Below are 13,746 nucleotides of genomic sequence, written 5' to 3' on the forward strand. Positions count from 1 at the left end.
TTAATAGGGTCTTCCATGCGGCGGAGCAAGCGTAACCGGCCTCGCTGTTTCTACCGCTCGTCACCCGTGGCTATCTGATGAAGCATGGATTTGGGCGTCATCCCGATCTCGACCTTGAGCTGGTCGCGGATGAGGCCGCGAAGCGTGCGCGCGATTTCATCGGTCGCGACCGGCGCGCTGGCCCGGGCGCTTTCGCTCGTCGCCCACAACAGGAGTCCGCCGAGTTGGCGATCGCCCTCGTCCCGCAGCGCTTCGAGTTGCGCCGGGTCGGCAACCTCCGGTCCCGCGCGGGGCGTCGCGGGAATACGCGGATGTTGCAGCTTGTCCGCCAGCCGCCCGACCTCGGAGAATGCGGCATCCTGAAGCCGAATTTGTTCCAGCAAGGGCCCGGTCTTCCAGTCGGCCGCGAGTTTCAGGCCATTGAGGGCGAAAATGATCGAGAATACCTGACCGCGAACGAAATCGTCATCGCTCTTCGGCAGAACATGCGTGCGCAACGCGTCGATCACGCCATCGACGACGACTTCGAAGGATTTGGTCATGCCGCGGCCTCCAGCGCGCGATCGAAGGCACGCACAATCGAAGCCATCTGGCTTGCCATCACCGCCATCCGCATGTCGTTGAACCGGTCGACCTCGAAGGCATGGACCGCACACATCTGAATCGCGGCGGCCTGATACAGGGCGAAGGCCTCGTAAAAGGCCAGGCTTTTGCCGGATATCGGAATTCCGGACACGCGTTGATACAGATCGATCACCTCGTCGCGCTCGACCACACCATAGAACTTGCGGCTTCCAGCGTTGAACGTCGGCATCAAGGCCCATGCAAGATCTTCGTGAGGATCGCCGAAATGCGTGAGTTCCCAGTCGAGAATGGCCGTGATCTTCTGTTCTTGCTCGAGGAAGTTTCCGATCCTGTAATCGCCATGTACGACAGTCCGGCGCGGCGGCGGCGGACAGTTCTCCTCAAGCCAGCGGCCTCCCCAATCCAGCAGCGGGTAATATCGCGCCGTCGGCCGCGCCAGCGATGCACGCCAGACCCTGATGGCGCGAACCTCTCCTCTCGCTTCGCCGGCGACATCTGACGCAGCCAGCGATGTCCCTCTCCAGTCGAACTTGTGCAGTTCGCCCAATATCGCGACGAATTGCCCGGCGATGTTGCGACGGTGATCTTGACTGAGCCCACTGCTGGCCCAGGGCGCCGGCACTTCGCCCTCGACATGCGCGCACACGAAGAAGGGAAAACCGATTTCGGCGCCTTCCTCGTCAAAGCTGACGAGAGCGGGAACCGGCACCGCCGTTCCGGCCAGGGATTGCAGCGCGTTCACCTGGGGCAGAACCGAATAGGGAGCGAACAATCCGTTCGGCGGCCCGACGCGCAGAATCAGCTTGCGGTCGGGACTTGATGGCCGCCGCGCGACGAAGCTGTAGGTGATCCAGGAAAATCCGGAAGATTTGCGGGCGAAGTCAGCAATTGCGACCTCGCCGCCGAATTTGCGGCCGAGATGCACAGCGAGCGCAGTTCGGATGACGCTGTCATCCACGACCTTGGACGGCAGCGAAACCGGGTCGGCGGTCGTGCGCGGCACGCGGTCGGATGGTGCGGCGGTCCCCTGCATCAGTTGACCGAACGCGAATAACCGCGCCACTTCTCCTCGCGCAGCGCGGATTTCATGATCTTTCCGGAGCCCGTCAGCGGCAGCGGATCGAGACGAATCTCGACCGACCGCGGGCACTTGTAGCCGGCGATCAGTGTTCGGCAGTGGGCAATGACCATTTCCGGCACCAGCGCCCGGCCTTCCTTCGGCACCACGATGGCGTGGACCGCCTCGCCCCAATGCGGGTCAGGAACGGCAATGACTGCACACTCTCTCACATTCTCGTGCTGGAAGATCGCATTCTCGACCTCGCCGGAATAGACGTTCTCCCCACCGGAGACGATCATATCCTTCAGACGATCGACAATGTAGACGAATCCATCCTCGTCCATCCACGCGCAGTCGCCGGTATGCAGCCAGCCGCCGCGCAACGCGCGCGCTGTCTCCTCCGGCTTGCGCCAGTATCCGAGCATCACGCCCGAGCCGCGGATGGCAATCTCGCCGACGCTGCCGCGCGGCAATTCCTTGCCCGCATCATCGACAATTCGAAGCTCGACGCCCGGCGCCGCGCGCCCGGCGGACTTTCGCTTCTCCGCGACCGGCCCTTCGAGCGCGTGGTACTTCCACGGCAGGATGGTCGCGAGCGCCGCGCATTCGGTCATTCCATATCCCTGATGGAAGCGCCAGCCGGGAAGGACCTTCATGAGCTTGACGAGAAGGGCATCCGGCATCGGCGAGGCGCCGTATTCGCAATCCTTGACGCTGCTCAAATCATATTGCCCGAACGAAGAATGGTTCAGCATCATGTTGAGCATGGTCGGGACGAACAGACAGTAGTCCACCTTGTGGGCAGCTATGGCTTTCATCGCGGCTTCCGGCTCGAACCTGGAAATGGTCACGTGCGTGCCGCCGACGAGCGTCAACGCGACCATCGGGGAAGTGCCGGCGAGATGAAACAACGCGGCCGAATGCAGATAGCGGGTGTCCTCCCTGAAATTGAGCGAGTAGATCCACACTAGGGACTCGTAAATGATGTTGGCGTGGGACAGCATCACCCCTTTCGGGAAACCCGTGGTGCCCCCGGTATAGAAAATGCCGGCCAGTTCGTTGTCGGCGCCCGACATATCCTCGACCGGATCCTCTTCGGCGAGCGCTGCGTAGCTGAGCATGCCCTCCGGCGCGCGTCCCTCACCTACGTAAACCAATGCAGCCAGTGGCTGCGACGCCCTCAATTCCACGGCCATTGCCGCGAAGGCGTCATCGACCAGCAGAACGACCGGCTCGGAGTCCCTCAGGACATAGGCGTTCTCCGCAGCCGCCCAGCGCGTGTTAAGCGGCACCGCAACCGCGCCGGCCCAAGCGATGGAATAAAAGGCTTCAATATAGAGATCGCTGTTGAAGGCGAGGATCGCGATGCGATCGCCACCCTTAACGCCGAGCCGACGAAATCCGCCTGCCGCACCGGCAACCCTGTGGCCGATCTCCTTCCATGTGCGCGAGCGGCCGACATGAATGGTGCCGACATTGTCCTTGCGCAGCTGGACCGCCGAGGTAAGCGCCTGCGTCAACTTCATATTTCCCTCCCTTGCCGGCGCCGCGGATCTTTCCGTCGAGCCTTTGATCTAGAGCCCGCCGGTTCTCCGTGAATCCGAACAGACCGAGCCCGGCCGGACAAATCAGTTGATAATCCGGATAGACGGTCTATTATTGCACGGGCAGCGTTGCCGGTAAAGCCTTCGCCGCGATGTCCGTAGCAATCAGCCAAGCCGCGCAAAGACGGCGGCAAACCCAGGGGGAAGCAATGCGAAGAGCCTGTTCTTTGTTGGCGGTATGGACGTTGACCCTCGGATGCACGTTGGGAACAGCATTTGCCGAGAACGCGTACGGACCGGGCGTAACGGACCACGAAATCAAGCTTGGGACGAACGCCCCCTACAGCGGCCCGGCATCGATCTATGCAAGCTTCCCGCGCACGATGCTGGCCTATTTTGCGATGTTGAACGAGAAAGGCGGGATCAACGGTCGGCAGATCAATATGCTGACCCGTGACGATGCCTATAGCCCGCCAAAGACCGTCGAGGTGACGCGGTCACTGGTCGAAAACGACAACGTGCTGGCCATCATGGCGCCGTTCGGGACGCCGACCAACGCGGCGATCCAGAAATACCTCAACACCAACGGCGTGCCACAGTTGCTGGTGCAAAGCGGCGGCACGCGATGGAACGACCCCAAGCAGTATCCGTGGACCACGCCCTACTCGCCGACCTACGTCAATGAATCCAAGATCATCGCGCGCTACCTGCTGCAGACCAAGCCGGACGCCAAGGTTGGCATCCTGCTGCAGGCCGACGACATCGGAAAGGACTTCATTGCCGGCCTGAAAGAAGGGCTCGGCGCCAAGTCGGATACGATGATCGTCAAGGAGGCCAGCTATCAAGCGACCGAGCCGACCATCGATTCGCAGATCGTCAATCTGAAAGCATCGGGCGCCGATACGATTCTGATTGCCGCACAGAACAAGTTCGCTTCGATGGCGATCCGCAAGATCCATGAATTGGGATGGAAGCCGTTGATATTCCTCGGTTCGACCGCGAACTCGATCGCCGGCGTTCTTGCGCCAGCCGGGCTCGACGCCTCGACCGACATTCTGACGACGACGTCCTACAAGACCCCCAACGATCCGACATGGGCTGCGGACAGGGGAATGATCGACTATCTGACGTTCATGGCGAAACATATGCCCGGGCAGGATCCCAACGATGTCATCGCGGTCACGGCGTACACGACCGCACACCTCGGTGCGATCATTCTGGAACGATGCGGCAACAATCTCACCCGGGAAAACGTGCTCAAGCAGGCCACGAGCCTGAAGGGCGTCGCGTTGCCGATGTTGCTCCCGGGCATAGCGATCCAGTCAAATCCTGCAGATTATGCGGCCATCACGCAGCGCCAGTTTGCGCGCTTCGACGGCAAGACCTGGGTGCTGTTCGGCGACGTCATCGGTGCCGATTCCGGTGCCAAGGACTGACCGCGCGATAGCGCGTGTATGAGACCTGCAACGGCCTTTGGCTTCCGGGGAGAACAAGAATGCTAACCGCTCAAGACGACCTGATCGGCCACCAAACACCCGCCCCGTTTGCAACGTCGGGCGCCGGCGACGCCCGTTTCACCGAACGCTATTGGTACACCGCCCATCCGATCGACGGCAGCGAACTGCTGTTCGATGCCGGGCTCGGCTACTATCCGAACAAGGACGTGATGGACGCCTTCGCCGGACTGACTATCGGCCGGCGGCAATATAATTTCCGCGCCTCGCGCCGACTCGGCGGACGTCCCCTCGAAACATCGGTCGGGCCTTTTCGGATCGAGATCGTCGAGGGAATGAAGCGGCACCGGCTCACGTTGGTGGAAAACCCCTCCGGAATCAGCTTTTCGCTCGAATTCGAGGCCAGCTTTCCTTCGGCCCAGGAGAAACAAAACTACCGCGAGCGCGACGGCCTCGTTGAGGAAGACCTCGCGCGCGTATCGCAGTTCGGCCGCTGGCGCGGCTGGATCGTCGTCGATGGCCGGCGCTTCAACGTCGAACCAGCGATGTGGTGGGGACAGCGCGACCGTTCCTGGGGCTTGCGCTCGGAAATGCGGACGGACGAAACCAGGCCGCCGGTCGCGACGCACCGGAATTTCTTCTGGACCTGGTCGATGTTTCAATTCGAAACCTCGGCCCTGTCGATCTTCCTGAAGGAGCGCTCTCCGGGCAAGCCGCACTATCTGTCCGGAACCGAGTTCAAGCGGGAATCCGACGGATCGGTATCGCACCGCGAGGTCGTCGCGGTCGAGCACCGGATCGACTGGGCCAACGATCCGCTCGGACAGACGATCGCGAACGGCGATCTGACTTTCCAGTTCGATCGAGGCGCACCACGCCAGGTGAAGATGCACGGGCTTCCGACACGTTTTTATCTGAAAGCCGGCATGTATGGCGGCCTGCAGGGATGGACCCATGGCGACGATCGCGGCGACTATTATGCCGCGCACGATGTCTGGAATCTCGACGATCCCGCAACGCGGGAGGTCGCGCGCACGCTGTCGGATCACGTCATCAAACTGGAGAGCGCCGGCGATGTCGGATTTGGCATCAGCGAATACGGCGTTGCCACCGGATATCCGCTCTATGAAGGCCCGCAAAAATTCCCCGCGCTGTGACCAGCGTTCTCTCCATCAGAGACGACGACGATGAAAGAGGGATCCTTCGATTGCGCACCTGCAATCGGATCGGCCTGCGACGTCTGGGACGGTATCGACGTTGAAGCGCTGGTTTCGCTCGAGACCGTCGGCGCGCACCGCTACCGCAGTCGTTATGGCGACGGCAATCTGAATGGACGCCTATGGCGGCCAGGTTCTTGGCCAGGCCATGATGGCGGCGTCGCTGAGCGTTCCCGAGGACCGGCCGGCGTCAACCTTCCAACTGCTGTTTCTTCGCGGCGCCGATCCCGGCCATCGGATCGACTTCGAGGTCAGAATTCTTCAGGACGGCAAGCGGTTCTCGTCGCGGCATGTCTTCGGCTACCAAGGGGACGGACGCGCCGTCCTCAACGCCCAAGCGACATTTTGCACTCCGCAATCGGCGCCCGGCCATGCCGTACCCTCGTCCGCTCCGGAAGAGAACCCAGAGGATTTGCCGGAACTGACTGTTCTGCCACCTGCGCTGATGGAGGGCTTGCGTCCGTTGGCGCCGTACTCGAATCTGGTCAAGCCGTGCATGGATTTTCGTATTCCGGGCATCGAACGCCAGCTTGTGGCGAAAACCGCGCAATCGCGGTTGCGATTCTGGTTGCGCGGCAAACATCCGCTCGCCGGTGATATTCGCGCGAAAGCGGCCGTGTTCGCCTATCTGTCGGACTGGTGGCTCAATTTCAGCAGCCTCGGCAGTCACCTCCGCGACCTGCAGTCGCAGCCACCGCTCTACATCGCGAGCCTCAATCACTGCATCTGGTTCCACCGCGCATTTTCCCCCGACGAATGGATGCACTTTGAATCCGAAAGCGCTTGCGCCGACGGCGGTCGCGGCCTGTCGATCGCCCGCATCCATGATCGCGCCGGGCTGATGCTGGCGACCGCGACCCAGGAAACGCTGATGGTCCATTCGGGCGCGTAACCGGAAGCAAGCAGCCTCCCCCTTACCCGCAATCTGACCAAAAAATAAATTGAACGGTCAGTCGGATTATAATATCCTCCCCTAATCTTAGGCAAGGCAAGCAGCACGCGCGGGACCAACCGGCGGCTCACCGAGGGAGGCTGTTCGTGGCGCGTGAAAAGATGGATGCCGTCGTGATCGGAGCCGGCGCGGGTGGGCTGTGCGTCGCCGCGCGGCTGTCCCATGCCGGGCTGCATACGTTGGTGGTGGACGACAAGGGCCGGCTCGGCGGCCGGGCCTCGACCGAACAAATCGAAGGCTTTACCGTCAACATCGGCGCCATCGCCATCGAACTCGGCGGTGTGTTCGAAGAGACCTTCAACACCGTCGGCGTTCCCCTCGATATCCGCACGCCGGAGCCGGCCTCCTCCTTTTTCATCGACGGCAAGTTGATCGACGTCGGCCGCGGCGGCTGGTCGCTGCTGCTCGGGCAGCTGACAAAACAGGCCTCACGTATCCTGGAAAAATTCGCGGATGCGCGCTCCGGCAATCTTCCGGACGGGCGGCAATCGACCGAGGACTGGCTCAAGAGCTACACCGGCAATGCCACGGTGCACGCGCTGTTCCGCAATCTCTGCGCGGCAATCTTCGCCTGCAACGCCGATGAATTGCCGGCCCGCGCCTTCCTGACCTATTTCACCAGCAAGGGCGCGTTCAAGCGCTTTGGATTTTGCCCGCAGGGCACGATCGGGGTCTGGAACGCACTCGGCACCGCTATCAAACGGAACGGCGAGATCTGGCTCGCGACGCCAGCGCTGCAAATTCACACGACCGACGGCCGCGTTGAAGGTGTAACGGTGGTCCGGGATGGCCAGCAGATCCGGATCGACACCGATCTCGTCATCAGCAACGCCGGTCCCAAGGCGACTGTTGCGCTGGCGGGCGAAGCAGCGTTCCCTTCTGCCTACATCGAGAAGGTTCGCACCGGGCTCAAGCCCGCGGCCAATATCGTCATCAATATCGCGAGCCGCGAGCCGCTGATTTCGCACCCCGGCATCGTGACCTTCGGCAAGACGCGCCGTCTCTGCAACATGGCCAATCTCACCGCCACCTGCCCCGAACTGGCGCCGCCCGGCTGGCATCTTTATGTCGCCTACGCCGTGCCGATCCCGGCGCTCGGCGATTTCGATTCCGACGCCGAGGTCGAGCTGGCGCTGACCGACCTGCGTGAGCAGTTTCCGAATTTCGGCCAGGCGAAAGTCCTCTCGATCCGGGTGATGCGGGATGACTGGCCGGCACAACGCAGCTGCGCCGGCTACGATCTGCCGCGGGAGACCGGCATCGAAGGCCTGTGGTGCGTCGGCGACGCGGTGAAGCAATATGGCAATGGCGGCACGCAAGCCTGTGCGGAAACCGCAAAACTCGTCACCGATGCGATCCTCGCCAGCCGGCCGCGCGTTGCGCAGGCCGGCAGGGTCTAGCATCGATGCCGGCGAAGATCGCAACGCGAGCGGGCAACACCGGCGGTCAGACGACGCCTGCCCCACCGTGCCTGCTCGAATTCCGCAACATTCGCATCGTCTACGACAATGCCATCGAGGCGATCCGGGACGTCAGCATTGCGGTGCCCCAGGGCGGCATCGTCGCCTTGCTCGGCTCCAACGGCGCCGGCAAGTCGACGCTGTTGAAGGCAATGTCGGGAATTCTCTACACCGAGGAAGGCGTAATCGAGAACGGCACGATCCGCTTCCGCGGCGAGGACGTGCATCACCTCGCGCCCGATGAGCTGGTACGGCGCGGCATCGTCCAGGTGCCGGAGGGCCGCCGGGTGTTTCCGGCGCTGACCATCGACGAAAACCTGCAGATGGGCGGCTACACCAAAACCGCCGCCGAGGCGCGCGAGCGACGTGAGACGGTGTTCGCATTGTTCCCGCGGCTGTTCGAGCGCCGCGGCCAGATCGCCGGCTACATGTCCGGCGGCGAGCAGCAGATGCTGGCGATCGGCCGTGCCCTGATGACCGATCCGGTGCTGCTGGCGCTCGATGAGCCGTCGCTCGGCCTCGCGCCGCTGATCATCGACCGCATCTATGAAGTGATCGCCAAGCTGCGCGATGAGATGAAGATGACGGTGCTGCTGGTCGAGCAGAACGCGCAGCGCGCGCTCGATATTTCCGACTACGGCTACATCCTGGAGACCGGCCGCGTCGTCCTCGACGGCTCCGCGAAGAAACTCGCCGCCAATGAGGACGTCCAGGAATTCTATCTTGGCGTCTCCAATTCCGGGCGCAAGAGCCTGCGCGACGTCAAGCACTACAAACGGCGCAAACGGTGGCTGTCGTGACCTCTCTGCTCAGGATCGAAAATCTCAGCAAGCGCTTCGGCGGCCTGCAGGCCGTCGCCGATGTCAGCCTAGCGGTGAGCGCAGGCGAAATCTTCAGCGTGATCGGCCCGAACGGCGCCGGCAAGACCACGCTGTTCAACATGATCTCCGGCGTGCTGCGCCCGAGCGGCGGCAGCATGGTGTTCGACGGTATCGACCTCGCCCACGTGTCACCGTCCCGATTCGCCGCGATCGGAATCGGCCGAACCTTCCAGAACCTCGCCCTGTTCAAGCACGGCACGGTGGTCGAGAACATCCTGACCGGCCGCCACACCCATCTGCGCTCCAACGTGCTCGATGCCGTGATCTTCTTCGGCCGCACCCGGCGCGAGGAAATCGAAGCCCGGCAACGGGTCGAGGAAATCATCGAATTTCTCGAGATCGAGCACATCCGTGACGCCATCGTCGGCACCCTGTCCTACGGCCAGCAGAAGCGCGTCGAACTGGCGCGGGCGCTGGCCTGCGAGCCGAAGCTGCTGCTGCTCGATGAAATGGTCTCGGGCATGAACCAGGAGGAGACCGAGGATATCGCCCGCTTTGTGCTCGATATCCGGGAGGAACTCGGCATCACCGTCCTGATGATCGAGCACGAGATGCGGATCGTGATGGATATCTCCGACCGCGTTCATGTCCTGAACTTCGGCCGCAAGATCGCCGAAGGCACGCCGGCCGAAGTCCGGAGTGACCCGGCCGTGAGAGAAGCCTATCTCGGCGGCCATCGCGCAGAAGCCGCAGCACAGGTGAGCGCGTGATGTCGGTTCTCGAAAGCCCGCGCACCGAACATCCGCCGTTCCAATCCAGTTCGGCGTGGACATCGTCCGGCGCCGACGTTAATTCCCTGCACGCCGCGCTGAGAAACGCAGCAATCACCCTTCCGCAACTGCTGCGCCAGCGCGCGTCGATGCATGGCGACAAACTGGCGCTGCGCGAAAAGGAATACGGCATCTGGAATCCCTATTCCTGGGATCATTACTACCAGACCGCACGCGCGATCGCGCTCGGCCTGATCTCGCTCGGCCTCAAGCCGGGTGACCGCGTCGCGATCGCCGGCGAGAACACGCCGGAATGGTTTTATGCCGATCTCGGCGTCCAGATGATCGGCGCGGTCGCGGTCGGCATCTATCCGACCAATCCATGGGTCGAACTACAATACATCGTCCGCCACTCCGGCTCACGGGTCGTCATCACGGGCGACCAGGAACAGACCGACAAAGTGCTGGAAGCACTCGCCAACAACGACGGCCTGCCGGCGCTTGAGGCCATCGTCTGCGTCGACACCAAGGGCCTCCGGCAATACCGGCAGTCGCAGTTGATGTCGTTCGAGACGCTGTGCCAGCTCGGCAAGACTTATGCGGCCGAAAACCCCGAGGCCAACGCGACTCTCGACCGCCTGATTTCACAGGCCACGCCTGACGACGTCTCCATCCTTGTCTACACCTCAGGTACGACAGGTCCGCCCAAGGGCGCGATGCTGACGCATCGGAACCTGGTCTACGCCGCCTATGTCTACGCCGAAGCGGTCGGGATCGCCGACAAGCCGTTCGAAGCCGTGAGCTACCTGCCGCTGTGCCACGTCGCCGAACGCTGCTACGGCGAGGTCACGCATCTGGTGCTCGGCGGCACCGTCAGCTTTGCGGAATCGATCGACACCGTCGCCCTCAATATCCGCGAGATCGCGCCGACGTTTTTTGTCGGCGTGCCCCGCATCTATGAAAAGCTGCAGCAGGGCTTTCTGTTTCGGCTCGGCGAAAGCGGCGCGTTCCGCCAACGGTTTGTTAAAGCCTGCCTTGCCTGGGGCCGCAAACTCTCGGACCGGCGGCAGACCGGGACCGCGACGACGCTCGACCGTCTGAGCTACGCGCTCCTGTATCTCGTGCTATTCCGCAACATCCAGCGCCATCTCGGCTTTGCCCGCAGCCGTCACCGGCTCTGCGCCGGCGCCTCGATCTCGCCGGAGACCTTGCGCTTCTTCGACATCATCGGCCGCCCGGTTTCGCAAGGCTACGGGCTGACCGAAAGCGGCGGCGTCGCCTTCATTCAGACCGAAAGCCATCACCGGCTCGGCGGCTGCGGCCTGCCATTGCCTGCGACCGAATGGAAGCTCGACAGTGACGGTGAAATCCTGCTGCGCAATCCCGGCGTCTTCAAAGGCTATTTTCTCGACGAAAAGGCTTCGACGGCTTCGGTCGAGCCGGGCGGATGGCTGCGCACGGGCGATATCGTCGAAGTGCTTGATAACGGGGAAATCACGGTGGTCGACCGCAAGAAGGCGATCATCATCACCGCCGGCGGCAAGAACATCGCGCCATCAGAGATCGAAAATGCGCTGAAGGATTCCGAATTCATCAAGGAAGCGATCGTGGTCGGCGAGGCCAAGAAATATCTCGGTGCGATCATCCAGGTCGACTTCGACAATGTCGGCCGCTGGGCCCGCGACAAGGCGCTGCCCTACACCAATTATAAGTCGCTGTCGCAGCTTGCCGAGGTGCATGAGCTGGTCGAGCGCGTCGTCAACGAGACCAACAAGCGTTTCGCGCGCGTCGAGAACATCCGCCGCTTCGCCATCCTAGAAAAGGAACTCGATCACGACGACGGCGAGTTGACTGCCACCCAAAAGGTCCGCCGCGCCCTGATCGAGAAGAAGTTCGCGCGCGAACTCGCCATCATCTACCAGGCGGAGGGCTGATGCAGTACCTGATCCAGCTCCTGATCTCCGGTCTTGCGATCGGCGCCATCTACGGCCTGATCGCGATGGGCTTTGCCGTGATCTACAAGTCTACGGGACTGGTCAATTTCGCGCAGGGCGAAATGACCATGATTACCGCCTACATCGCCTGGACCATTTCGACCACGGTCAGCGGCAACGTGGTCGTGGTGGCGCTCGGCGCCATCCTCGCCGCCGTCGCGCTCGGCCTCGTGATCGAGCGGCTGGTGATGCGGCCGATGCTCGGCGAGCCGGTGTTTGCCACCGTCATGGTGACGATTGGTCTGGCCGTGATCCTGCGCTCGTCGATCAATTTCATCTGGGACGCCTACCCGCACGGCCTCGACGTCGGCTTCGGCCGCACCATCGTGCGGATCGGCGGGGTCGGCGTCCGCACCGGACAGATCGCCGTCATCGCCACGCTTCTCGCACTGCTCGCGGCGATCTGGGCATTCTTCCGCTACAGCAAGATCGGCGTCGCGATGCGCGCCGTTGCCACTGACGACCGCACCGCGCTGTTGATGGGCATCAGCGCGACGCGCGTCCATGCGCTGGCCTGGGCCGCCTCGTCCGTGATCGCCGGGATCGGCGGGGTGTTCTTTGCGTTGTCCTATGATCTCTCGCCGGCGATGTTCCAGCTCGGGCTGAAGTCGTTTCCGGCCACCATCCTGGGCGGCCTCGATGCCGTGCTCGGATCCGGCCTCGGCGGCCTCCTGATAGGCATCACCGAAAATCTCGCCGGCGGCTATGTCGGCTCGGGCATGAAGGAAGTCGCGGGCTTTGCCATGATCATCGTGGTGCTGATGATCCGCCCGTTCGGTATCTTTGGCGAACGCGACATCGAGAGGGTCTGATGCGCACCGGTGATTTCAAACAGACCTATGGTGAACTCGTCACGCTGGTGGACTCGCCGCCGGTATGGGCATGGTCGGCCGTGCTGGTGACGGCGCTGATCGCTGCACCCTTTGTGCTGAACTCCTATGCACTGTCGTTCCTGATGATCATCCTGATCACCGCAGTGGGCGCGCTGGGGCTAAATATCCTGACCGGGTATACCGGCCTGATCTCGCTCGGCCATGTCGGTTTTCTCGTCACCGGCGCCTACGCCTATGCGGTGTTGGTCTCCAAATATCACATGCATCCGCTGATCGGCTTCCTCGGCGCCGGCGTGGTGCCGGCGCTCGCCAGCCTCATCGTCGGCGCGCCGTCGCTGCGGCTGAAGGGGCTCTATCTGGCCATCACCACGCTGGCGTTCTCCTTCATCATCAATACCGTGATCCTGGAGGCGCGCTGGCTTACCAACGGCGCACGCGGCATCTCGGTGCAGCGGCCGGAGATATTCGGTCTCAGCTTCGATAGCGACGCGGCGTTCACGTATCTCTGCCTCGGCTTCGCCGTGCTCACGCTGTTCGCCACCCTCAACATCCGCCGCAGCCGCGTCGGGCGAGCATTCGTCGCGATCCGCGATAACGACACCGCCGCCCGCGTGATGGGCATCAACCTGCACGCCTACAAGCTGTTCGCCTTCGTCACTTCCGCCTTCATCACCGGCCTCGCAGGCGCGCTGTACGGCATCTACCTGTCGTTCGTCAGCGTCGAAGGCTTTCCGTTCCTGCTCTCGATCGAGGCACTGGCAATCCTGATTGTCGGCGGGCTCGGCTCAGCGCTCGGCGCCGTGCTCGGCACCATCCTGATCGTTCTGCTGCCTGAAGCAACGCGGCTGATGTTCAGCCTGTTCAGCGCGCAGATGGACGCCACCTTCACGACCGGCGCGCAGGAACTCAAGAGCATGCTCTACGGTCTCGTCATCATCCTGTTCCTGCGCTTCCAGCCGCGCGGGCTGGTCGGCGCCTGGCACGACATCCGGCGGATGTGGGTGAACTGGCCGCTGCGTTACTGACAAAAAAGCAAACCAACAGGAGGAGGAAACA

At 62.5% G+C, this 13,746-nt stretch carries 12 protein-coding genes; 9 read left to right on the plus strand and 3 right to left on the minus strand.

Annotation, left to right across the window (positions count from 1 at the left end; translation table 11 throughout):
• Nucleotides 1-50 precede the first annotated feature (50 nt).
• Genes BLS26_RS07335 through BLS26_RS07345 form a run of 3 tightly spaced genes read right to left on the minus strand, consistent with a single transcriptional unit; the run spans nt 51 to nt 3,171 of the window.
• Complete coding sequence (locus BLS26_RS07335; protein WP_092509733.1) at nt 51-542, minus strand: hypothetical protein; 492 nt, start codon at nt 540-542, stop codon at nt 51-53.
• Nucleotides 539-1,648 (minus strand): phosphotransferase family protein, encoded by a 1,110-nt coding sequence (locus tag BLS26_RS07340; RefSeq protein ID WP_157676365.1) that lies wholly within the window; start codon nt 1,646-1,648, stop codon nt 539-541. The genes BLS26_RS07335 and BLS26_RS07340 overlap by 4 nt, the downstream gene beginning before the upstream one ends.
• On the minus strand, nt 1,618-3,171 hold the full coding sequence (locus tag BLS26_RS07345) for a long-chain fatty acid--CoA ligase (protein ID WP_092509735.1): 1,554 nt from the start codon (nt 3,169-3,171) through the stop codon (nt 1,618-1,620). Before BLS26_RS07345 ends, BLS26_RS07340 begins: the two co-directional genes overlap by 31 nt.
• Before the next feature lie 227 nt (nt 3,172-3,398).
• Between BLS26_RS07345 and BLS26_RS07350 the strand changes: the two genes are divergently transcribed.
• The 9 genes from BLS26_RS07350 to BLS26_RS07390 all read left to right on the plus strand — a co-directional run bounded on the left by BLS26_RS07350 (nt 3,399) and on the right by BLS26_RS07390 (nt 13,715).
• On the plus strand, nt 3,399-4,625 hold the full coding sequence (locus BLS26_RS07350) for an ABC transporter substrate-binding protein (protein ID WP_092509737.1): 1,227 nt from the start codon (nt 3,399-3,401) through the stop codon (nt 4,623-4,625).
• Nucleotides 4,626-4,684: 59 nt separating this feature from the next.
• Nucleotides 4,685-5,800 carry a hypothetical protein gene (locus BLS26_RS07355; protein ID WP_092509739.1) on the plus strand — a complete coding sequence of 372 codons (1,116 nt, stop codon included), beginning with the start codon at nt 4,685-4,687 and terminating at the stop codon, nt 5,798-5,800.
• Between the two features lie 172 nt (nt 5,801-5,972).
• Nucleotides 5,973-6,752, plus strand: a complete 780-nt coding sequence (locus BLS26_RS07360) for an acyl-CoA thioesterase II (RefSeq protein WP_092509741.1) — start codon at nt 5,973-5,975, stop codon at nt 6,750-6,752.
• A gap of 146 nt (nt 6,753-6,898) precedes the next feature.
• Nucleotides 6,899-8,212 (plus strand): NAD(P)/FAD-dependent oxidoreductase, encoded by a 1,314-nt coding sequence (locus BLS26_RS07365; protein WP_244541866.1) that lies wholly within the window; start codon nt 6,899-6,901, stop codon nt 8,210-8,212.
• Nucleotides 8,213-8,217: 5 nt separating this feature from the next.
• Nucleotides 8,218-9,072, plus strand: a complete 855-nt coding sequence (locus tag BLS26_RS07370) for an ABC transporter ATP-binding protein (RefSeq protein ID WP_172804563.1) — start codon at nt 8,218-8,220, stop codon at nt 9,070-9,072.
• Entirely contained in the window at nt 9,069-9,863 is a 795-nt protein-coding gene (locus BLS26_RS07375; protein ID WP_092517758.1) for an ABC transporter ATP-binding protein, read from the plus strand. Before BLS26_RS07370 ends, BLS26_RS07375 begins: the two co-directional genes overlap by 4 nt.
• Nucleotides 9,863-11,797 carry a long-chain fatty acid--CoA ligase gene (locus BLS26_RS07380; protein ID WP_092509745.1) on the plus strand — a complete coding sequence of 645 codons (1,935 nt, stop codon included), beginning with the start codon at nt 9,863-9,865 and terminating at the stop codon, nt 11,795-11,797. Before BLS26_RS07375 ends, BLS26_RS07380 begins: the two co-directional genes overlap by 1 nt.
• Nucleotides 11,797-12,669 (plus strand): branched-chain amino acid ABC transporter permease, encoded by an 873-nt coding sequence (locus BLS26_RS07385; RefSeq protein WP_092509747.1) that lies wholly within the window; start codon nt 11,797-11,799, stop codon nt 12,667-12,669. The genes BLS26_RS07380 and BLS26_RS07385 overlap by 1 nt, the downstream gene beginning before the upstream one ends.
• The gene (locus tag BLS26_RS07390; protein WP_092509749.1) at nt 12,669-13,715 is read left to right on the plus strand and encodes a branched-chain amino acid ABC transporter permease; all 1,047 of its coding nucleotides are present in this window, start codon (nt 12,669-12,671) and stop codon (nt 13,713-13,715) included. Before BLS26_RS07385 ends, BLS26_RS07390 begins: the two co-directional genes overlap by 1 nt.
• Nucleotides 13,716-13,746 lie beyond the last annotated feature (31 nt).

The organism is Afipia sp. GAS231 (assembly GCF_900103365.1).
In the GTDB taxonomy this organism is placed as follows: domain Bacteria; phylum Pseudomonadota; class Alphaproteobacteria; order Rhizobiales; family Xanthobacteraceae; genus Bradyrhizobium.

Bases quoted from the DNA above. Each gene is read 5' to 3' on its own strand.
- BLS26_RS07345 (WP_092509735.1), bottom strand. From the start codon at position 3,171: ATGAAGTTGACGCAGGCGCTTACCTCGGCGGTCCAGCTGCGCAAGGAC.
- BLS26_RS07390 (WP_092509749.1), top strand. From the start codon at position 12,669: ATGCGCACCGGTGATTTCAAACAGACCTATGGTGAACTCGTCACGCTG.
- BLS26_RS07355 (WP_092509739.1), top strand. From the start codon at position 4,685: ATGCTAACCGCTCAAGACGACCTGATCGGCCACCAAACACCCGCCCCG.
- BLS26_RS07360 (WP_092509741.1), top strand. From the start codon at position 5,973: ATGGACGCCTATGGCGGCCAGGTTCTTGGCCAGGCCATGATGGCGGCG.
- BLS26_RS07385 (WP_092509747.1), top strand. From the start codon at position 11,797: ATGCAGTACCTGATCCAGCTCCTGATCTCCGGTCTTGCGATCGGCGCC.
- BLS26_RS07350 (WP_092509737.1), top strand. From the start codon at position 3,399: ATGCGAAGAGCCTGTTCTTTGTTGGCGGTATGGACGTTGACCCTCGGA.
- BLS26_RS07370 (WP_172804563.1), top strand. From the start codon at position 8,218: ATGCCGGCGAAGATCGCAACGCGAGCGGGCAACACCGGCGGTCAGACG.
- BLS26_RS07380 (WP_092509745.1), top strand. From the start codon at position 9,863: ATGTCGGTTCTCGAAAGCCCGCGCACCGAACATCCGCCGTTCCAATCC.
- BLS26_RS07335 (WP_092509733.1), bottom strand. From the start codon at position 542: ATGACCAAATCCTTCGAAGTCGTCGTCGATGGCGTGATCGACGCGTTG.